At 46.8% G+C, this 18,850-nt stretch carries 18 protein-coding genes and 9 tRNA genes; 14 read left to right on the plus strand and 13 right to left on the minus strand.

The window, feature by feature from the left end:
- Positions 1 to 27: 27 nt before the first annotated feature.
- The 6 genes from ACZ5DR_RS02635 to ACZ5DR_RS02660 all read left to right on the plus strand — a co-directional run bounded on the left by ACZ5DR_RS02635 (position 28) and on the right by ACZ5DR_RS02660 (position 3,859).
- Positions 28 to 639, plus strand: a complete 612-nt coding sequence (locus ACZ5DR_RS02635) for an LPP20 family lipoprotein (RefSeq protein WP_377364224.1) — start codon at positions 28 to 30, stop codon at positions 637 to 639.
- Complete coding sequence (locus ACZ5DR_RS02640) at positions 639 to 1,835, plus strand: flagellar assembly protein T N-terminal domain-containing protein (protein ID WP_377364225.1); 1,197 nt, start codon at positions 639 to 641, stop codon at positions 1,833 to 1,835. The genes ACZ5DR_RS02635 and ACZ5DR_RS02640 overlap by 1 nt, the downstream gene beginning before the upstream one ends.
- A 52-nt stretch (positions 1,836 to 1,887) precedes the next feature.
- On the plus strand, positions 1,888 to 2,109 hold the full coding sequence (locus ACZ5DR_RS02645) for a cell division protein ZapB (protein WP_377364227.1): 222 nt from the start codon (positions 1,888 to 1,890) through the stop codon (positions 2,107 to 2,109).
- A 14-nt stretch (positions 2,110 to 2,123) separates the two neighbouring features.
- Positions 2,124 to 2,591 carry a hypothetical protein gene (locus ACZ5DR_RS02650; protein WP_377364229.1) on the plus strand — a complete coding sequence of 156 codons (468 nt, stop codon included), beginning with the start codon at positions 2,124 to 2,126 and terminating at the stop codon, positions 2,589 to 2,591.
- Between the two features lie 184 nt (positions 2,592 to 2,775).
- The gene (locus ACZ5DR_RS02655) at positions 2,776 to 3,723 is read left to right on the plus strand and encodes a ProQ/FINO family protein (protein WP_377364230.1); all 948 of its coding nucleotides are present in this window, start codon (positions 2,776 to 2,778) and stop codon (positions 3,721 to 3,723) included.
- 52 nt (positions 3,724 to 3,775) lie between these two features.
- Positions 3,776 to 3,859 (plus strand) — tRNA-Tyr (locus ACZ5DR_RS02660).
- 460 nt (positions 3,860 to 4,319) lie between these two features.
- Here ACZ5DR_RS02660 and ACZ5DR_RS02665 read toward each other — a convergent pair.
- From ACZ5DR_RS02665 to ACZ5DR_RS02705, 9 genes are all read right to left on the minus strand, one after another.
- Positions 4,320 to 4,395 (minus strand) — tRNA-Lys (locus tag ACZ5DR_RS02665).
- A 29-nt stretch (positions 4,396 to 4,424) separates the two neighbouring features.
- A tRNA-Pro gene (locus tag ACZ5DR_RS02670) sits at positions 4,425 to 4,501 on the minus strand.
- A gap of 1 nt (position 4,502) precedes the next feature.
- Positions 4,503 to 4,578: transfer RNA gene (locus ACZ5DR_RS02675), tRNA-Asn, on the minus strand.
- Between the two features lie 45 nt (positions 4,579 to 4,623).
- Positions 4,624 to 4,699, minus strand: a tRNA-Lys gene (locus tag ACZ5DR_RS02680).
- 13 nt (positions 4,700 to 4,712) lie between these two features.
- Positions 4,713 to 4,788 (minus strand) — tRNA-His (locus ACZ5DR_RS02685).
- A gap of 23 nt (positions 4,789 to 4,811) precedes the next feature.
- Positions 4,812 to 4,888, minus strand: a tRNA-Pro gene (locus ACZ5DR_RS02690).
- Between the two features lies 1 nt (position 4,889).
- Positions 4,890 to 4,965: transfer RNA gene (locus tag ACZ5DR_RS02695), tRNA-Asn, on the minus strand.
- A gap of 40 nt (positions 4,966 to 5,005) precedes the next feature.
- Positions 5,006 to 5,096 (minus strand) — tRNA-Ser (locus ACZ5DR_RS02700).
- A gap of 62 nt (positions 5,097 to 5,158) precedes the next feature.
- Positions 5,159 to 6,220 (minus strand): polysaccharide deacetylase family protein, encoded by a 1,062-nt coding sequence (locus ACZ5DR_RS02705; protein WP_377364232.1) that lies wholly within the window; start codon positions 6,218 to 6,220, stop codon positions 5,159 to 5,161.
- Positions 6,221 to 6,379: 159 nt separating this feature from the next.
- Here ACZ5DR_RS02705 and ACZ5DR_RS02710 point away from each other — a divergent pair, with 159 nt between their 5' ends.
- The 4 genes from ACZ5DR_RS02710 to ACZ5DR_RS02725 all read left to right on the plus strand — a co-directional run bounded on the left by ACZ5DR_RS02710 (position 6,380) and on the right by ACZ5DR_RS02725 (position 10,588).
- Positions 6,380 to 7,576: a glycine C-acetyltransferase gene (locus tag ACZ5DR_RS02710; RefSeq protein ID WP_377364233.1), complete on the plus strand. Its 1,197-nt coding sequence runs from the start codon at positions 6,380 to 6,382 to the stop codon at positions 7,574 to 7,576.
- 11 nt (positions 7,577 to 7,587) lie between these two features.
- The gene (tdh, locus tag ACZ5DR_RS02715) at positions 7,588 to 8,610 is read left to right on the plus strand and encodes an L-threonine 3-dehydrogenase (RefSeq protein ID WP_377364235.1); all 1,023 of its coding nucleotides are present in this window, start codon (positions 7,588 to 7,590) and stop codon (positions 8,608 to 8,610) included.
- Positions 8,611 to 8,689: 79 nt separating this feature from the next.
- Positions 8,690 to 9,496: an NAD(+) diphosphatase gene (nudC, locus tag ACZ5DR_RS02720; RefSeq protein WP_377364237.1), complete on the plus strand. Its 807-nt coding sequence runs from the start codon at positions 8,690 to 8,692 to the stop codon at positions 9,494 to 9,496.
- 30 nt (positions 9,497 to 9,526) lie between these two features.
- Positions 9,527 to 10,588, plus strand: a complete 1,062-nt coding sequence (locus tag ACZ5DR_RS02725; protein ID WP_377364238.1) for a zinc-binding metallopeptidase family protein — start codon at positions 9,527 to 9,529, stop codon at positions 10,586 to 10,588.
- A 65-nt stretch (positions 10,589 to 10,653) separates the two neighbouring features.
- On the opposite strand, the gene ppnN is transcribed toward ACZ5DR_RS02725, so the two are convergent.
- The 3 genes from ppnN to ACZ5DR_RS02740 all read right to left on the minus strand — a co-directional run bounded on the left by ppnN (position 10,654) and on the right by ACZ5DR_RS02740 (position 14,690).
- A complete protein-coding gene (ppnN, locus tag ACZ5DR_RS02730; protein WP_377364240.1) occupies positions 10,654 to 12,027 on the minus strand; it encodes a nucleotide 5'-monophosphate nucleosidase PpnN in 1,374 nt (457 codons plus the stop codon).
- A 140-nt stretch (positions 12,028 to 12,167) separates the two neighbouring features.
- A complete protein-coding gene (locus tag ACZ5DR_RS02735) occupies positions 12,168 to 12,647 on the minus strand; it encodes a peroxiredoxin (protein WP_377364242.1) in 480 nt (159 codons plus the stop codon).
- A 63-nt stretch (positions 12,648 to 12,710) separates the two neighbouring features.
- A complete protein-coding gene (locus ACZ5DR_RS02740; protein ID WP_377364244.1) occupies positions 12,711 to 14,690 on the minus strand; it encodes a methyl-accepting chemotaxis protein in 1,980 nt (659 codons plus the stop codon).
- Between the two features lie 188 nt (positions 14,691 to 14,878).
- Between ACZ5DR_RS02740 and ACZ5DR_RS02745 the strand changes: the two genes are divergently transcribed.
- The 3 genes from ACZ5DR_RS02745 to ACZ5DR_RS02755 all read left to right on the plus strand — a co-directional run bounded on the left by ACZ5DR_RS02745 (position 14,879) and on the right by ACZ5DR_RS02755 (position 17,507).
- Positions 14,879 to 16,291, plus strand: a complete 1,413-nt coding sequence (locus ACZ5DR_RS02745; RefSeq protein WP_377364246.1) for an aminotransferase-like domain-containing protein — start codon at positions 14,879 to 14,881, stop codon at positions 16,289 to 16,291.
- Positions 16,292 to 16,552: 261 nt separating this feature from the next.
- Positions 16,553 to 16,963 carry a hypothetical protein gene (locus ACZ5DR_RS02750; RefSeq protein ID WP_377364248.1) on the plus strand — a complete coding sequence of 137 codons (411 nt, stop codon included), beginning with the start codon at positions 16,553 to 16,555 and terminating at the stop codon, positions 16,961 to 16,963.
- A 7-nt stretch (positions 16,964 to 16,970) separates the two neighbouring features.
- Complete coding sequence (locus tag ACZ5DR_RS02755; protein ID WP_377364249.1) at positions 16,971 to 17,507, plus strand: DUF501 domain-containing protein; 537 nt, start codon at positions 16,971 to 16,973, stop codon at positions 17,505 to 17,507.
- 71 nt (positions 17,508 to 17,578) lie between these two features.
- On the opposite strand, the gene ACZ5DR_RS02760 is transcribed toward ACZ5DR_RS02755, so the two are convergent.
- Entirely contained in the window at positions 17,579 to 17,863 is a 285-nt protein-coding gene (locus ACZ5DR_RS02760) for a hypothetical protein (RefSeq protein WP_377364250.1), read from the minus strand.
- Between the two features lie 198 nt (positions 17,864 to 18,061).
- Between ACZ5DR_RS02760 and ACZ5DR_RS02765 the strand changes: the two genes are divergently transcribed.
- Positions 18,062 to 18,832: a TSUP family transporter gene (locus ACZ5DR_RS02765; RefSeq protein WP_377364252.1), complete on the plus strand. Its 771-nt coding sequence runs from the start codon at positions 18,062 to 18,064 to the stop codon at positions 18,830 to 18,832.
- The last annotated feature ends 18 nt before the right edge of the window (positions 18,833 to 18,850 follow it).

The following is an 18,850-nucleotide window of genomic DNA, read 5'->3' on the forward strand; positions in this document are numbered from 1 at the left end:
GGCGCAGTATCTAATGGAGGATCCCCGATGACACATACGGGCAAACTAGTAACATTGATTGGCCTAGCAGCACTTTTAAGTGCCTGTAGCGGCAAACCAATAATGGAATCCCAGTGCACATCGGTAGCCCCTTGTACAGGAGGTATGCTGAGCAACTCTTCAGAATCAGAAGAGGAAACCCGCGACATCGAAATTATCGATGTGGTGCCTAGAGATCCCATCATCATTAATGCAACTGGCTACTCTGCTCCAATCTCCAGCAAACAACTGTCCAAATCCCAAGCCCGCCTCATGTCCCTGCGCGGCTCTAAACTTGACGCCTACCGTAATCTATCAGAGCGGGTATACGGCTTAAAAATTGATGGCACCAGCTCCCTCAGCAACATGATGATGCAGCATGACGAACTGCGCACCTATGTAGATGCCTACCTAGTGGGCGCTAAAGTGATTTCTCAGCGGGAACTGGAAGACGGCACATTTGAAACCGTTGTCGAAATGGCATTACAAGAAAACTTCCGAGCCTGCGTTAGCTCGCCGGAAAGTATCCGTTCGAACCCTACCTGCCAAATTCGTAAAAACTACAGCACGAGTACTGCTACGCCAGCGTCACAACCCTCTAGCTTTTATAGCGTTCAATAATGATTAGGCTGATTTTAACCACATGCTTACTGAGCTTAACCTTAAGCTCAGCTATCGGCCAAACCATTGAAGCTCAAGGGGAAGCCATCATCTATGACCAAGACCTAGATGATGCACGTTATCGGGCGACTCAGCAGGCTATCAAGCAAGCCACCTTGCAAGCCAGCTCAAGAGTCCGTTCCCATGACGCCATGGTCAATGGCACCATATCTTCCAATACCTCTATTCAAAGTGCCGGCGTTGCCAAAGATACTCGCATATTGTCTGAATCCGTGGATTCAGACATCTTAACGGTTCTGATCCAAACCGACATTTCCCCAGAAGGCATGTGTGAAAACGGCACCATCAACCCCTACAAGAAATCTGTTGGTATTACTGGGTTCGCACTGCAAACACCACAACAAGCAAACTTAGGTGCCCTGCACAATATACCTAGAGAATTCCCCAAAGCCCTAGCAGATGAAATCAATCAACAGGGCTACCTAAGAGCATTGGCTGCCACCAATTTATCGGTTTATCCTGATCTTATTAACGCCCCAACCTCCATGACCAATGACGGCTCCCTAACTGACGTGGCCAATATCGGTGAAGACTTAGGGGTGCAATACGTTATAAGTGGTGTTGTTCGAGATATCAGCGAGCGCTTTCCAAAGCGCCCCGATCAAAAGACCCCATTAAACAAATTACTAAGCTGGGCAAACAAAGAAGACAACCAACGTAAGTTCGTCCTAGACCTTTACATCTATGATGGCTTCAGTGGCGCTTTAATCTTCCAAGAGCGCTATGATGAGACCGGCAAATGGGATACAGATGAAACCAATAAAATAGGTTTTGGTACAGGTCAGTTCTGGACACTGCATTATGGTCAGATCGTTAAACAAACCCTTAAAAATATGGCCATCGACACCAGTGACAAATTAAATTGTCAGCCATTCGTCGCTAATATTTTTCGCACCGAAGGCAATCAAATACATATCAACGCAGGATCACTTGCAGGCATCAAGAAAGGTGATCAATTTCAAGTTTTTCGTCGTTACGAGATATTTGATCAGCTACAAAATGCGCAAACACAACTTAACAACGCCAACATCAATGTTACTATCACTCAGGTCCAACCCAATTTTGCCATTGGCGAACTTGCCGTGGACGCACGGGTATTAAATGTTCAACAACAAGATGTTGTGATTGCTTGGTAAACAATTAAAATCAAGCTTTTAAAATGCACTACACTGCTAGGATTAGATTTACATGAACAACGAACTACTTCACCACTTAGAACAACGCATCAATGCTGCTGTTGAGGAAATTTCTACACTACGCCAGCGCATCTCCGAGCTTGAAATGCAAAATTACGAGCTGACTGAGGAAAAAGAAGAAATTTCCAGCAAACTAAACCAACAATCAGAACAACACAGCAACTGGGAAAACAGCCTAAACCAGATGCTAAACAAACTAAACCAACTGGATTAATTGGGTCGAAATTGATGAAAAAACTTGTTTCAGCGGCTTTACTCGCAGGGGCGACCAGCGCATCGGCCGCTGGACAGTTTTCGAGCTTAGCAAGCTATGACTATGTCTTTAGCAAACCCTCAACCGCTACCAGCCACACTGCTAGCGTAATCAATACACTGGTCGAGTACACCTACCCACGTACCCTATCTATTTACGGCGGCTTTTCTTTTATTTTGCGGGACAGTTTTGAAAGCACCTTAACCCTTGGTGCCCGTTTATACACGCCAACCCCCATGTTTTACTGGGGCGGCTCGGTACCGATTTGGAGTTACGTCGGTGCAGGCACTTTTTTATTGGATAACGGCGCTTACTACCCAGAAGCTGGGTTGCGAATTGGTATAACCAACAACACACGACTAGACGTTTTCCTAAAAGTGTTTAACAGCGACGACACAGCTTATGATAAACATGCCACCATTGGCGTAGGTTTGACGTTCTAACGATAATAATGAAGCTGTTTTATATTTTTGTTGTGAGCATAACCATGATTAGCGTGTTTCGTTGGTGGAATACTAGCAATGTAGAAGTCATACTCCCAACAACACAACAGCTCAACGAAATGGTCGGTCGAGAAGGCGCTCCCAGCGTCCCTCTCCCTAACACACCATCCGGAAATTAATCTTTATGGATCGATTAATCAAAGCGCTAGAAGATAAAATCGACAACCTTTTAGCGGAGCTTAACCAAGCCAAGCAAGAGATTGAGCGCCTAAAACAAACGCCCCAAGAGACGGCCTACGAAGTTAACAGTCCGAGCGATGCCTCTCTGGACTTGCTATCCTCTATGACAAAGCGTTCTACAGAAGATCAGCTACAACTATACATCGAAGACTCATTAGACCTACTGAGCCCTTCACCCAGCAAGCCCGAAAACTCGGACTTGGAAAACCAACTCAGCTTTGACTTAATGCATCAAATGCAACAAGCCACTGAGACCAACGAAGACAACCAAGAAACGAAAGAATCTCTTATGACTACTGAACAAGACCTTACACCAGCCGCTGACCAACAAGAGACTGCTGTGACAGAAGTTGAGCAAACGCCCGTCGATTCAACACCTAGCCACACTCCTGAAGCGCCAGCACTCAGTGCCGAGGAGAAGCGTCGCCAAAAAAATCAAAAGAACAACCGTCGACTGATTCGTTTGTTGGAAGAGCGCTACCCTAAAGCCTTCGACTGGAACAACCCACGCCCACTTAAAGTTGGCATCGACAAAGACATGGTGCTTGACGACGAGTTCAACGACAGCAAACGTAAACGCGCCATGGCGGCCTACACGCGCTCTGATCGCTATAAGAAGTGCCTACTGTCTGGTCAGCCACGTATTGACCTTGAGGGCGTAGCGGTAAGCGATGAGCCAGCTCTACCTAACGCCAAGAAGCCCACAGCGCCGAAAAAACCAATGCCTAAAAGCAAGCAAAACGCTCATCCAGGTAACAAAGGCAAAGGTGGCTCTCAACAAAACCGTCCAAAGAAAGCCAAACAACAGCCAAAAGTTGACCCACAGTTCGAGAACCTAACGGAAGAAGAACGCATGCAGGCTAAATTGGCACAATTGCTGAAGAAAAACTAAAAAAAGTGTTTACACGGCGCGGCAAGCCTTATAATATATGCCGCGCTGCTGTGGAGGGGTTCCCGAGTGGCCAAAGGGAGCAGATTGTAAATCTGCCACGAAAGTTTCGGTGGTTCGAATCCACCTCCCTCCACCATTTCTCTTTTCTTCCTGATATTCCCTATCTTCTCCAATTCCATTCTCAGTAAAATCAACCAGTTAAATTTATACATTTTTAGCTATATACCGTACAGAAAGCACCACACAACTACCCCATCATTACCCTGATAGCCAATCAAGCACCTAGTAGATCAAGCACCAAATCAAGCTCCTAGCCGAAACAAGACAGACACCTTAAATCTACTTCACCCGACGCCCACCTACACGACACAAAACCAACACAAGCACAGAGCAGTAAGCAGTAAGCAGTAAGCAGTAAGCAGTAAGCAGTAAGCAGTAAGCAGTAAGCAGTAAGCAGTAAGCAGTAAGCAGTAAGCAGTAAGCAGTAAGCAGTAAGCAGTAAGCAGTAAGCAGTAAGCAGGTAAGCAGTAAGCCAGACTACAGGTCAGGAATATGACTACAAGAAGAAATAAGAGAAATATAGAAAGAAGGGAAAGTGGTGGGTCGTACTGGATTCGAACCAGTGACCAATTGATTAAAAGTCAACTGCTCTACCAACTGAGCTAACGACCCACTTAAGACAAATTGTCAGACTATCCTGATGGTCGGAGTAGAGGGATTCGAACCCCCGACATCCTGCTCCCAAAGCAGGCGCGCTACCAGACTGCGCTATACTCCGATGGCTCCCTGAACTGGACTCGAACCAGTGACCTAATGATTAACAGTCATTTGCTCTACCAACTGAGCTATCAGGGAATGTATCAGAAATAGGATGAAACCAAATTGGTTTCGAGGCATAGTTGGTGGGTCGTACTGGATTCGAACCAGTGACCAATTGATTAAAAGTCAACTGCTCTACCAACTGAGCTAACGACCCAACTATGAGGCAATGGGGTGGACGATGGGGCTCGAACCCACGACCGATGGAATCACAATCCATAGCTCTACCAACTGAGCTACGCCCACCATTACCAATTGATGCAAATTAGTGGTCGGAGTAGAGGGATTCGAACCCCCGACATCCTGCTCCCAAAGCAGGCGCGCTACCAGACTGCGCTATACTCCGATGGCTCCCTGAACTGGACTCGAACCAGTGACCTAATGATTAACAGTCATTTGCTCTACCAACTGAGCTATCAGGGAACAACTAATTTTTCTCACAACTTCCTTCCTAAAAGGAAGATGGCGGAGGAGGAGAGATTCGAACTCTCGGAAGGCTATTAACCTTCGCCGGTTTTCAAGACCGGTGCATTAAACCGCTCTGCCACCCCTCCGTTGCGAGCGAGGTGTATATTACGGATTCTAAATTTCAGTGCAACACTTTTTTGAATTTTTTTTAATTTTTTTGTGACACATAACGCTGGTCTTCCCCAGCACGAATCCAGACGTTGGAGAACCAGTAATACTGACTCCCCGCCCTATTTGGCATAGTACAGTTAATACGCCCACGACCGACACCAAATGGTTTCTCTGCCGCCGCAACAACAGTGGTATCGTCTAGCCAGTTTAATGCTGCTTTGCCCTGCCCTGACACATAACACGCCAAGTCTTTTAGACGATACTGCCCATCTTTAAATGAAAGCGTTAACGACACGGGCATCTCACCCGCAAAATCGCCACCGGCTTCAACTTTCTCTAGCGGCATCGGCATAGAATTCAACTTGGTTTTTAATGTAGAGAGCTTGGCGTAGTTGCCTGCTGCAGGGAAACGAGGCAAGTCGGCAAAATTAGAGTCTTTACTCACAACACCAGACTGCTGCCCAAAGCCCACAATCCCTTGATCAGTCAACAGAGTGCGAATCTCCTGATTAGACTCCCCGTAAGGATACGCCAACATTTTAGGGGATGTGCCTAAGTGCTCCTCTAATGCGGCCTCCACATCTGCCACTTCTTTTTCCATACGAGCCTTCCACTGCCCATGGGATTCCCCTTCTTCCATTCGTGCCATATAAGGGTGGCTGACTGTATGGTTCGCAAATACGCCACCTGATTGGGTCATTTCTTTGATTTGATCCCAAGTTAGGAAGCTACGGTTTTTTTGCTCGATGGGCTGAGTATTAATAAAGACAGTAAATGGGAACCCATGCTCTTTAAGGATTGGAAAGCCATTTTGATAAATATTGCGATAGGCATCATCAAAAGTAATCGCAACGGCTTTATCAGGTAATGCTACGCCATTACGAATGTCGTCTAGGGCTTTTGCCAAATCCACCACGTTAAAATTAGCTTCAGCCAAATAGTCCATGTGCTCTTTAAACTCTTCAGGAGAAAGAGAGGTGGATCGGGGAGTCGATGCGCTCACATGGTGATATTGCAAAATAGGCAAATAATCTTGTGCGAAGGTCGCCGACGCCAGCATGGTTGCAGCACCAATTAAACCTAGGTGTTTTAGTGACATTTCCAGTCCTTTAATTTAAGTATTTATTCACAGCATTGTACGCGACCCCTTTATAAAGGGACAACTCAACAACTGTTATGCTCATTTAGTACTACCACTGCATCTATCCCGTTTCTATTTCTTAGCACTACACTGAAATCAGATTAGGAGGAAAGAAACATGAGCAAACAGACACTCTATACAAAGCTTACCCAGCAACTTCACGAGCTGAAAACCGAAGGCCTATACAAGGAAGAACGAGCCTTAGCCAGCCCCCAGAGCGGCACAGTTTCTCTTGCCTCTGGCAATCCTTTAATCAATCTATGCGCTAACAATTATTTAGGCTTAGCCAATCATCCCCAAGTCATTAACGCCGCCCACCAAGCGTTAGATGATTTTGGCTATGGTATGGCATCGGTTCGCTTTATCTGTGGCACCCAAACGATCCATCAGCAATTGGAAGCTCGCCTAAGTCACTTTTTAGGCATGGAAGACACCATCCTGTACTCGTCTTGTTTTGATGCCAACGGCGGCTTATTTGAAACCCTACTGACAAAAGACGATGCAGTGATCAGCGACAGCTTGAACCACGCCAGCATCATTGATGGGGTACGCTTATGCAAAGCGCAACGCTACCGTTACGACAACAACGACATGCAGGATCTGGAAAAAGCACTACAAGAAGCAGACACAGCTGGCGCAAAAACTAAGCTGATTGTCACTGACGGCGTCTTCTCTATGGATGGCATCATTGCCAATTTAGCAGGAGTCTGTGATCTGGCTGACCAATACGATGCACTGGTGATGGTAGACGACTCCCATGCGGTGGGTTTTTTAGGTGCCCATGGCAAAGGCTCCCATGAATATTGTGAGGTTATGGGGCGCGTTGACATCATCACCGGCACTTTAGGTAAAGCCCTAGGCGGTGCATCCGGCGGCTATACCAGCGGCAAAAAGCCTGTCATCGACTGGCTACGCCAGCGCTCTCGCCCTTACCTTTTCTCCAACTCTCTGGCACCTATGATTGCAGCCACCAGCTTGGCTGTTGTGGACCTATTAGAAAGCGATTTAAAACCATTGCAACAACTACAAAGCAATGCAGAATACTTTAGAGCACAACTGAATGCATTAGGGTTTGAGCTCATCCCAGGGGAACATCCGATCATTCCCGTTATGTTAGGGGATGCCGCACTCGCGCAACGTATGGCCACTGCCCTTCAAGAAGAAGGCGTACTGGTCACAGGGTTCTCTTACCCAGTCGTCCCAATGAACAAAGCGCGAATTCGTACACAAATGTCTGCGGCCCTGACTCGTGAAGAATTGGATCAAGCCATTGCAGCATTTAAACGCGTTGGCCAAAGGTTAAACATTATCTAGGAGTCTTGGTCATGAAAACATTAAGCAAGCAGCACCCAAAAGAAGGCATTTGGTTAACCCAAACCAAGCGCCCTCAATGTGGTCACAACGACGTATTGATTAAAATCCAAAAAACCGCCATCTGCGGTACGGATATCCATATCTACAAATGGGACGAATGGGCACAAAAAACCATCCCCCACGGCATGACCGTAGGCCATGAATTCGTCGGTACCATTGCAGAAGTGGGAGCCGAAGTACGGGGCTTTAAAATTGGCGATCGCGTTTCTGGGGAAGGTCATATCACCTGTGGCCATTGCCGTAATTGCCGTGCAGGCAGAAGACACCTATGTCGCACAACCCTTGGGGTTGGGGTCAACCGTCCTGGCGCCTTCGCAGAATACTTAGCCATCCCAGCCAGCAACGCTTTCAAAATACCTGACGACATTAGTAGCGATATGGCGGCCATCTTCGACCCATTCGGTAACGCCACCCATACGGCTTTGTCATTTGATCTGGTTGGAGAAGATGTCTTAATTACCGGAGCCGGCCCAATTGGCGCCATGGCCGCCGCCATTGCCAAACATGTGGGAGCCCGCAACGTTGTCATTACCGACGTGAACGACTACCGACTCTCATTAGCCAAACAGTTAGGCGCCACCCGCACCGTCAACGTCATGAATGAATCTCTCAAAGATGTCATGGGGGAACTGCACATGACCGAAGGCTTTGATGTGGGCCTTGAAATGTCAGGTAATGGCAGCGCCTTTGAATCCATGCTGGAAAACCTCAACCATGGGGGCAAGATCGCCATGCTTGGCATTCCAAGCAGTGATACACGCATTGATTGGAATCAGGTTATTTTTAAAGGTCTGACAATCAAAGGCATTTATGGCCGAGAAATGTACGAAACCTGGTACAAAATGGTTGCCATGCTGCAATCGGGTCTCGACATCAGCCCTATCATTACTCACCATTTCTCTATCAACCAGTTCCAAGAGGGCTTTGACGCCATGCTATCCGGCAAGTCTGGCAAGGTGATTCTAGACTGGTAACCCCTAGCTCACTAAATCCGGTTGCCAATGACCTGACTGCACGTTAGTTTAGTGAGGTCATTGGACGGATAGTAGACTCATGATTGAAATAGGCACACACACTCACCCTTCCCCCCACGCAGCAGCGCGCTACATTCTATTAGCGAAACAAAAGGTTCTCATTGTTGGCGATCAATTTCTTTTCTCGCTGGGGGATTTTCATCCCACCTCAGAAATGCGCAGCGTCTATTGCGGCAAATTTGAAGAGAATGATGTGTTTGTGTGCTACTTTCCGCAAACCCCAAAAGGCTTTGAGGAAAAAGGGCTACGAGAACTTCTGTTTGAAACCACCGATTACTATTACGGACTGCTGAGTCGCGCCCAACAGCTGGCCACCTGGGATGCAGACCATCAGTTTTGCGGTCGCTGCGGTCATGCTTTAACGGTTAAACACCCAAAAGAGCATGCAAAAGTCTGTTCCCACTGCAATATCCGACACTACCCGCGAATTTCCCCCTGCATCATTGTATCGGTGCGTAAGGGTAATGACATTCTGCTCGCTCGACCATTAACAGCCAAAGAAGGCTTCTTCAGTAATATTGCGGGCTTTGTTGAAGCTGGAGAAACCTTGGAGCAGGCAGTACAACGGGAAGTCATGGAAGAAGTGGGCATCAAAGTCACCAATATTCGCTACATTGATAGCCAGCCATGGTCTTTTCCACATCAACTGATGGTGGGCTTTTTTGCGGAGTATGATTCTGGAGAGATCACCCCCGCCAAAGATGAAATCGCCGAGGCTCACTGGTGGCCCTATAACGATTTACCAAACACCCCCAACCCAACCAGCATTTCTGGTCAGCTGATCCTGGCGCAAGTAGCAGCCATCGCAAAAGACCAGGACCGCTAGCTCTGTACCTTGAATGAGGACATAAGGATTATGCAGCTCTTTAATTGCCAACAATGTGGTCAAACCTTACTGTTTGAAAACACCCAATGTGAAGCTTGCCAAGCTCAACTCGGATTTATACCTGAGCTGCTGACCTTGAGTGCCCTCACCCCTCTGGAGAATGGCTATCAGGCACAAGGAGACACAAGCGGACAAATATGGCATTTTTGCGCCAACCACCAACACAATGTCTGCAACTGGATGGTCAAGGAAGAAGGCACCCTATGCGAAGCTTGTGACCTAAACCGCCATATTCCAAACCTAGCGGGGATAGAAGAACACCAAGCTTGGCAGCAATTAGAATCTGCCAAACACCGTCTAGTCTTTTCTCTGTTAAAGCTAAAACTTCCAGTGATCAGCAAAAAAGAAGACCCACAGGATGGCCTATCGTTTGATTTCATTTCTGAAGAAAACCAAATCCCAGAGGACGCCCAAAGCACCACAGGTCATGCCCTAGGACAAATCACCATCAATACCGCCGAAGCAGATCCCGTGGATCGCGAGCAAGTACGTCAGGACATGAACGAATCCTATCGTACGTTAATCGGACATTTTCGCCATGAAGTGGGCCACTATTATTGGGATCAATTGATTGCCCCCAATGCCCAATTATTGGAGCAATACCGAGCAATGTTTGGTGATGAGCGCGCCAACTACAGTGACGCACTGCAACAACACTACAGCCAACCTCAGCCAGATTGGCAAACCTCTTTTGTCAGCAGCTACGCGGCCTCCCACCCTTGGGAAGATTGGGCAGAAACCTGGGCCCACTATTTACACATACTCGATACATTGGAAACAGCTTATGAATTCGGTTTGCAGGTACAACCTCCCAACCCTAGTCATCAAGCCTTAGCCACGCAGGCCAGCCTCGACCCATACCAGCATGGGAACTTTGAAGACATTCTCAACCAGTATTTACCTCTTACCTTCGCCGTCAATAATTTAAATCGGAGCATGGGACAACCGGATTTGTACCCCTTCATTATTGCACCGGCCGTACGCGAAAAACTTAGTTTTATTCATCAGGTAGTGCAGAGCTATTCCCAGTAAAGCGCCATATAAAACGCGCAATAAAAAGGCCGCATCTCAGTGCGGCCTTTTGATTCGAAGTATTGCTAGTCCGTAACAACTTTATAACAAGGAACGTAGGCACTGCCCGGCAACTTCATACGCTGTTGCTCAACAAAGGCTTGCAGCAGGGCATCTAACTTACGCATTAGCCCTTTATCCCCATGGATTTCAAAGGGACCTAGCTCCTTAATACTTGCCACCCCTTGGGGCTTCACATTACCCGCTACAATCGAAGAGAACGCTCGACGCAAATCCGCCGCTAACAAGTGAGTGTCCTGACCGAAATGCAGATTCAAACCACGCACGTTCTCGTGGGTCGGCTCGAAGGGACGCTGAAATTCATCAGGCACATGCAGCTTCCAGTTATAGTAGAAGGCATCTTGATGGGCTTTACGATATAGACGCACTTCTTCCATACCACGCTTCATGACACGGGAGACTTCCACAGCATCATCAATAATAATCTGATACTTGGCTTGAGCCGCTTCCCCTAACACTGCACCAATAAACTCATCGATCTGCTCAAAGTAAGCCGCACTTTCTTTCGGCCCAGTGAACACCAATGGGTAAGGGATGCCATCGTTTTTAGGGTGCAACAAGATACCCAGTAAATACAGGATCTCCTCAGCAGTACCAGCGCCGCCTGGGAACACCACAATACCGTGGCCAGTGCGGACAAAGGCTTCCAGACGCTTTTCAATGTCTGGCATGATCACCAGTTGGTTCACAATAGGATTCGGTGATTCCGCAGCAATGATGCCAGGCTCAGTTAAGCCCAAATACACACCATTGTTTAAGCGCTGCTTAGCATGGGCAATCGCAGCCCCTTTCATGGGACCCTTCATGGCCCCTGGACCACAGCCCGTACAAATATTTAATTCACGCAGCCCCAACTCATGGCCTACTTGCTTGGTGTAATCGTACTCGTGTCGGGCAATAGAGTGACCACCCCAGCAAACGATCATGTCTGGACTTTGAATGCGTCGAAACACATTGGCGTTACGCAACAGCTCAAACACGACGTTGGTGATTTTATCGGAAGAAGCCTCTCCCAAACCGCGAGAAAGGTTGTATTCATGGTAAGTAAAGATGATGTCACGCAAAACACTGAACAACATCTCACGGACGCTGCTGATCATCTTGCCATCGACGAATGCGCTGCCCGGTGCGTTTTTCAGTTCTAATTTAACGCCCCGCTCTTGCTGAATAATTCGGATTTCAAAATCTTTAAAGACCGACATAATTTCAGTCGGATCATCGGAGTCACTGCCACAGTTCAAAATGGCCAATGAACAACGTCGAAACAACTCATGCAACTCGCCAGAGTCTTCTGACATGCGAGCTATTTCATCCTGAGATAACATTTCCAGTGCGCCTTTTGGTGATACCAGCGCATCTACGCGATCGTTCAACATCATGATCGCCCTCCTTTTCAGTTATGTTCTTGTCTTATAAGTATATTGATCCGAAAGGCTCAAATTGCAAGACAAATTGTGTAGCCAAATTTTTCTGTCTTCCACAACACATAAAAAAGGCCGCTTACGCGGCCTATTTTTTATCACAACTGACTCAGCACATATTCCGCCGAGCTCACTTTAAACTCTCCGGGCTCATCAAGCCAAAGTTCTTGGATAATACCGTTATCCACCAACATGGCGTAACGACGACTTCTAATCCCCATTTTGGCAGCGGAAATATCCAGCTCCAATCCCATAGAAGTGGTCAGCTCTGCCAAGCCATCTGCCGCCATGACAATGTTTTCTGCGTTTTGTGCATTGCCCCAAGCATTCATCACAAACACATCATTCACTGAAAGACACATGATCTCATCAATGCCTTTTTCCTTGAAAGCATCGTAATGGACAACATAACCAGGTAAATGACTCGCACTACACGTCGGTGTAAAGGCTCCAGGTACAGCAAACATTAAGACTCTCTTGTTTGCGAAGAACTCTGTTACATCAATTGTTTGCGGGCCTTCTTCCCCCATGACCTGGAAGCTACCGTATGGCAGCATATCACCCATCTGTAAACTCATACCTTTCTCCAAATGTTGCGGATGCCAACATAGTACCCAAATGAATCTCAGCTAGCGATAGTCTTATGATGTTTTAAATTGCCCCACCAACTGACGTTGGTGCTCCGCTACTTCGTTCATCTTCTCACAGTTTTCCTTACCTATACGGGCTTCTTCCATAGCACTTTCTGAGCTGGAGGAAATTTCATGAACGCTTTGGTTAATCTCTTGGGCCACATGGGATTGCTGCTCAGCCGCTGTGGCAATTTGCATACTCAAGTCGCGGATTTCAACCATGAATTCACGTAGGTCATTCAAGACAACACCCACACTTTGTGCTTCTTCCATGCTGTCACGGGCATTTTGACGACTTTGATCCATAGAGCTTACCGCATCTTTGACCCCGCTTTGCAGATCAGAAATCACCGTTTGTATTTCTTCTGTAGAGGTATGCGTTCTATTCGCTAGGGTACGTACTTCATCCGCCACGACAGCGAATCCTCGACCTTGCTCACCGGCACGGGCTGCTTCAATCGCAGCGTTCAAAGCCAATAAGTTAGTTTGTTCAGCAATCTCTTGAATCACAGACAGAATTTGACCGATATTTTGCGAATGTTGGTCGACCCGCAAAACAATTTCAGACGACGCCTCGAGCTGAGACACTAAACTCTGAACCTGAGCAATGTTTTCATTCATCCTTTCAAGACTATGGTGCGCACTCTTATCCACGTCTTGGACCTTACTCAAAGTCACTTCGGCATTTTGGGCGACTTCCGCAACGGTTGCAGACATTTCATTCATAGCAGAAGCGACTGACGTCGTTTTGTCGTTTTGCTCTTGCATGATGTTCTGAGTATTTGACGACGTCTGATACACATGGCCAGCTGATTTCACCACTTCATGGGATGCGCCTTCAATCTGTTTCACCACAGATCCCAGCTTTTCTACCAGTATGTTCACCCAGCTCGATAACTGACCAAACTCGTCCTTGCTGGTGACAGTGACACGCTGGGTCAAGTCACCATTAGCGATAAGATCCAAGATCTCTAAAATCTTCGCTAACGGCTTACGGATACTTCTGCTAACCCATAACGCCACTAATACTGCAATGATGACGGAGACAGCCACCACTAAAATCGAAATGTATTTAGCATTAGAAGAGGCGCTTAGAGCATTATCTTTAGCCTGGTCACGTAGCTCATTCACCATGCCACTGAGCTCTTGCTGGTATCCTTGGATGACATTAAGGCTATTAAGTAAGCTCGCTGCGGCAATTTCCGCTTCTACCTCAATCTTATTTAACTCGTAGTACTCAGCAATCACACCATCTTCAGCTTGAGCCGCCTGACGAATGATCTCTATGTTCTCAACCACCATCTCATCATTAATGGTTTCTAATACTTGATCCACAGGACCAAATGAAGAATCAATATCGCTTTGCAGGTCTTCTAGATCACTGATATCAGAGGTATCAAAGTAATCACTAATCAGTAATTGCAAACTTTCCATTTGCGTACGGGCTAACCCAGACGCAAAAGATTGCTCATCACTCTCTGGGTAACGCTCAATCGCCTTCAGGTCATCAACCACAAAGCTCATTGTATCTTTCAGATCTAGCTTCTTATCCGCAAGATTGCGTTTAAGCTGTACTTGACGTGTATGATCTTCAATGGCGCTACTGGCCACAGCCATAAACTCATCGGATTGGTCATCCACCGCGGTCAATACCGCAAGGATGTCAGGGTAGTCTGAGACCAATGATTTAAGCGCCTCGCTTTGTGCAGCAAACGCATCACGGCCTTGATTGAACTGAGTCATCGCTTCTTCTAATGCTGCATCACTGGAGGCCACCAAATACTGCAATACAGCACTACTGGTTTCTCCCATTTGCGCACTCAAAGCATTACTGCCATCGGAGATATTAGCCATTTCTCCAGTTACAGTTTCTATACGTTCCTGAACACTGTTGAGACCTTGGACGCCAGCGCCAGCGACCACAAACAGCAACACCAATAACAGCACAAAACCAAGCAGCACACGCTGCACAACAGATAGAGACATCATTTCCTCTCAAAAAATAGTGTAAACATTTGGTTTCCGCGCCTCGCAATTATTATGTTTTCTTTACTCAACTTTGCCTGTAAACAAACGTAACCGCAAGTTCATTTAGGCCTCCGCTCCTTATCTGACTTATTTTATAGAGCGCAATCTGATAAATTGAACAGCTAGCAAACTTAAGGCCACTTTCATCCATGGATCAAACCCTCTATCAAAAAGTCGCGGATCAAATTGAAACGCATATCCAAGAGGGACTTTTTAAGCTAGGCGAGCGCATTCCATCCGTACGAAAAGCCAGCGCCCAGATGGAAGTCAGCATGGCAACCGTGCTACAGGCCTATCGTTTACTTGAGGATCGCGGGGTGATCAAAGCCCAGCCACAAAAAGGCTACTTTGTTCACAGTATTCCTACTCAACCCCTAAAAGTTCGTCCCCAGTCCACTGCAGATCAGGATGAAAGCATCCAGACCATGTTGGCTAACGTGCTACGGCTTTCTCAAGATACAAATGTGACTCAGTTTGGTGCAGCCATCCCTAACAACCAATTCTTACCCATCCGACAATTGCAGCGATCCGTTGGTCGCCTGATGCGTTTAGAACCCGATATCTGTGCCGCTTACGCTTTCACACCTGGCTCTGAAGTGTTGCGTAGACAGATTGCCATTCGCATGCTCGATACCGGCTGCAAGTTATCCCCTGAAGACATACTGATTACACTGGGTTGCCAACACGCCTTAATGCTTGCGCTACAGAGCACCACCATGCCGGGTGACACCATTGCGATAGAAAGCCCGAGCTATCATGGAATACTGCAAGCAGCCAAAGCATTACATTTAAAGGTCATCGAAATCCCATGTCACTGGGACACGGGCTTAGACCTAAGTATGCTGGCCAATGCTTTAGCGGAGCATCCGATTAAAGCTTGCGTGGTCTCCCCAGAGAATCAAAATCCAACGGGGGCGCAGATGCCTCAACCCGCACGCCATGAGCTACTCACGCTGGCCGCTAACTATGACATCACCATCATTGAAGACGATGTGTATGGAGAGCTTTGCTATCAATCTCCAAGACTGCCGTCATTAAAAGCATTAGACAGGCAAGATAAGGTTATCTACTGCGGGTCATTTTCAAAAAGTATCGCACCAGGATTTCGCGTCGGATGGATTATTGGCGGTAAACAACAAGCGGCAATTGCCCAACAGGCTTATGTGCAATCCTTTGCCACGCCTACGTTAACGCAGGTTGCCATCGCTAATTTTTTAGAAAATGGCGCCTATGACCGTCATCTACGTAAGACTCGCCAAACCTATCAACAAAACTTAAGCTACTTTCAAGGAGCAATCACTAAACACTTTCCCGTCGGTACTCACTACTCTGCGCCGAAAGGAGGGTTTATCCTTTGGGTTACTTTACCCAAAGAGATCAATGCTTTAGCACTCCATAAGCTAGCACTACAACATAAAATAGGTTTGCTACCAGGCCATGCCCTCAGCCATTCTGGAACCTTCACCCACCATATCCGTATTAATTACGCTCTCCCATGGAACAACCACACAGAAACGGCACTCAAAACACTTGGTCGCCTTTGCTTTGAATTAATGGACTGATATATGCATAGCGTTTTAATAGGTTAGGATGAAATTCCCACTGGCCTGAATTTTTCAGCCCATAATGGGTACTTATCACGCCTGTTCTAGTGGGATTTACGTGAGGCTCAGATACCAATAGTGAAAAATTATTTAGACCGTGGAATTTATCCTAAATTTCGTCTGTACAGCCAGATTAAAAAGCGTACAATTCGCTTTCTTTTAAACCTTATGGCTGTCTGGCCGATAAACCAATTAATTACATAGAACTGGCTTGTCGCGATGGAATTTGTTGCACATCCAAAAGACTTACCCTTAAACATCGAAGTGATTGAGGATCAGTCTTTTCCGACTGTAGGCACAGATCGGCACGGCTTTGTAGGCATTACCTACTTAGCCTCTAGCGCTTTTCAAACGGGCGCATCTGTACGCATAACATTGGAAGAAATTGACCCGCATTTCTGTGTTGTTGGGCGCATCGCTTGGTGTGACAATGAGCGGGACGAATATCGCATCGCTATCGAATTCCCTAACAAAGAAGACTGTTACTGTGTCCGCATGGTAGAACAGCTTTCACAGATCGAGCACTATCGCCGACAGGCGAAGTTTCAAGGCCGACGCTTAAACTATAACGAAGCGGCTGCCGAATGGATTCAGCAATTCGCAGCAAGCTTCCCAGCATTTACAATTTAAACTCTTCATGACTAGTACCCTATCTCAAGCTGATATTGACATCATTACTCAGCAATTAGGTCGCACACCTAGCGGAATTCGCAGCGTTGCACATTACTCACCCGATGGTGTTCCCCAAGTTCTTGAAATGGAAACCTGGGTCTTTGACCAACCTTTTCCAACTTTATTTTGGCTCTCCAGCAGCGCCATTGATAAAGCCCTTGCGCGCATCGAAAGCCAAGGTGTCGTAAAAGAGCTTGAGCAACGTATCAAAGACGATGAAGAACTCCGTGCTGCCTACCATAGATCCCACGAGGATTATGTGAAGCGCCGTTGGGATGCCATGAGCCAGGAACATAAAGCCATTATTGAAGAAAAAGGCTTCACTCACCTGTTTGAAACCTTAGGCATAGGCGGCATTAAAAACTGGGATCAGGTTCGCTGCTTACACATGCAATACGGACATCACCTTGCCGGAGAAAACATCATTGGTAAGATATTAGATGAAGAATATGGCATCCGAGATATTGCCGACGCCGAAGCGCGTCAAGCCTACAGTCGTTAAACGACCCTATGACAATAATAAGGCCAGCAATTGCTGGCCTTATTATTTTGATTAAGACAAAACTCTTTAGGTCACCCTTTCAGTGCTGCTCGAAGCTCATCTGGGCTCGATACTTTAGGAAGAATCTCACGCACCTTATTAAATGCATTGCAGGCAACTGCTGGGCGTTGGGCGTAAGTGGTTAAGGCACCACCGGTCCAGCCCGCTAGTTTTAACACTTCTTTTTTAAAATTATTACCAGTAACGCCATGGCCGCCTAAAGCCATCAACTCATCCTCGATATCGAGGTAACTCGGACGCTCGCCACCGAACTTCATAAAGTCGTCCTGCTGAACCTCTGCGTGTTGTTTAGCCATTCTGTAAACCCTTTGTGATACGAACACTGTATTCCTTACAGTAGCCAGTTCGCAGTCAATGCTCAAGCTACCACATGTATCAAAACGTAATGTTATTTGCTGCAATAAACAACACTTTCCATTCCCAAAGTTTAGGCTGGCATCTTAGAATACTAAGACATTCACCTATCTGATTAAGTTTACACAAGAGGATTGCACATGGACTGGCTTTTTCCGAATATTCCCTATTGGGCATTGATAGCCCTTTTTGCTACGGCCTTTGTTGCCGGATTAATAGATGCCCTAGCAGGCGGTGGCGGTTTGATTACTGTCCCCGTACTTATTGCCACAGGAGTGTCTCCCGTCGAAGCCTTAGCAACCAACAAGCTTCAAGGAAGCGCTGGGACGCTATCATCCTCTTATCATTTTGTTCGAACCGGAGCGGTGTCATTAAACTCCTTAAAAGTCCCGATCATAATGACGGCCATTGGCTCCGTGTCAGGCACGTTACTGGTGTCTTACCTAGACAGTAATCTGTTGATTAAAGTGATCCCTGGAATTCTCATCGGCGTCGCTATTTTCTTTTGGCTGTTACCCAAGATACAGCCAGCCATCGCCAAGTTTAAGCAACTAACAATGACGCAATTTGCGTTTGCAGCAGGACTGACTTTTGGTTTTTATGATGGTCTGATTGGCCCAGGCACCGGGGCCTTTTTCTCTACCGCATTCATTTGCTTCATGGGCTATTCAATTGTTTCCGCCACGGCTCATACCAAGGTGTTAAATGCCACCAGTAATGCCTCTTCATTGATCATTTTTAGCTTCAGCGGTCACGTACTTTGGGGGCTGGGAATTCTAATGGGGATTGGAAGCTGGCTTGGGGCTCAAGTCGGCTCACGACTGGTGATATCGAAAGGTGCAAAGCTCATTCGCCCATTAGTGATACTCATGTGTATCGCTCTCTCCACGAAATTATTACTGTCTAGTTAAGCTAACACGCAGGCAAAA

It is taken from the genome of Marinomonas vaga, assembly GCF_055388305.1.

Bases quoted from the DNA above. Each gene is read 5' to 3' on its own strand.
- ACZ5DR_RS02635 (WP_377364224.1), top strand. From the start codon at position 28: ATGACACATACGGGCAAACTAGTAACATTGATTGGCCTAGCAGCACTT.
- ACZ5DR_RS02640 (WP_377364225.1), top strand. From the start codon at position 639: ATGATTAGGCTGATTTTAACCACATGCTTACTGAGCTTAACCTTAAGC.
- ACZ5DR_RS02645 (WP_377364227.1), top strand. From the start codon at position 1,888: ATGAACAACGAACTACTTCACCACTTAGAACAACGCATCAATGCTGCT.
- ACZ5DR_RS02650 (WP_377364229.1), top strand. From the start codon at position 2,124: ATGAAAAAACTTGTTTCAGCGGCTTTACTCGCAGGGGCGACCAGCGCA.
- ACZ5DR_RS02655 (WP_377364230.1), top strand. From the start codon at position 2,776: ATGGATCGATTAATCAAAGCGCTAGAAGATAAAATCGACAACCTTTTA.
- ACZ5DR_RS02705 (WP_377364232.1), bottom strand. From the start codon at position 6,220: ATGTCACTAAAACACCTAGGTTTAATTGGTGCTGCAACCATGCTGGCG.
- ACZ5DR_RS02710 (WP_377364233.1), top strand. From the start codon at position 6,380: ATGAGCAAACAGACACTCTATACAAAGCTTACCCAGCAACTTCACGAG.
- tdh (WP_377364235.1), top strand. From the start codon at position 7,588: ATGAAAACATTAAGCAAGCAGCACCCAAAAGAAGGCATTTGGTTAACC.
- nudC (WP_377364237.1), top strand. From the start codon at position 8,690: ATGATTGAAATAGGCACACACACTCACCCTTCCCCCCACGCAGCAGCG.
- ACZ5DR_RS02725 (WP_377364238.1), top strand. From the start codon at position 9,527: ATGCAGCTCTTTAATTGCCAACAATGTGGTCAAACCTTACTGTTTGAA.
- ppnN (WP_377364240.1), bottom strand. From the start codon at position 12,027: ATGATGTTGAACGATCGCGTAGATGCGCTGGTATCACCAAAAGGCGCA.
- ACZ5DR_RS02735 (WP_377364242.1), bottom strand. From the start codon at position 12,647: ATGAGTTTACAGATGGGTGATATGCTGCCATACGGTAGCTTCCAGGTC.
- ACZ5DR_RS02740 (WP_377364244.1), bottom strand. From the start codon at position 14,690: ATGATGTCTCTATCTGTTGTGCAGCGTGTGCTGCTTGGTTTTGTGCTG.
- ACZ5DR_RS02745 (WP_377364246.1), top strand. From the start codon at position 14,879: ATGGATCAAACCCTCTATCAAAAAGTCGCGGATCAAATTGAAACGCAT.
- ACZ5DR_RS02750 (WP_377364248.1), top strand. From the start codon at position 16,553: ATGGAATTTGTTGCACATCCAAAAGACTTACCCTTAAACATCGAAGTG.
- ACZ5DR_RS02755 (WP_377364249.1), top strand. From the start codon at position 16,971: ATGACTAGTACCCTATCTCAAGCTGATATTGACATCATTACTCAGCAA.
- ACZ5DR_RS02760 (WP_377364250.1), bottom strand. From the start codon at position 17,863: ATGGCTAAACAACACGCAGAGGTTCAGCAGGACGACTTTATGAAGTTC.
- ACZ5DR_RS02765 (WP_377364252.1), top strand. From the start codon at position 18,062: ATGGACTGGCTTTTTCCGAATATTCCCTATTGGGCATTGATAGCCCTT.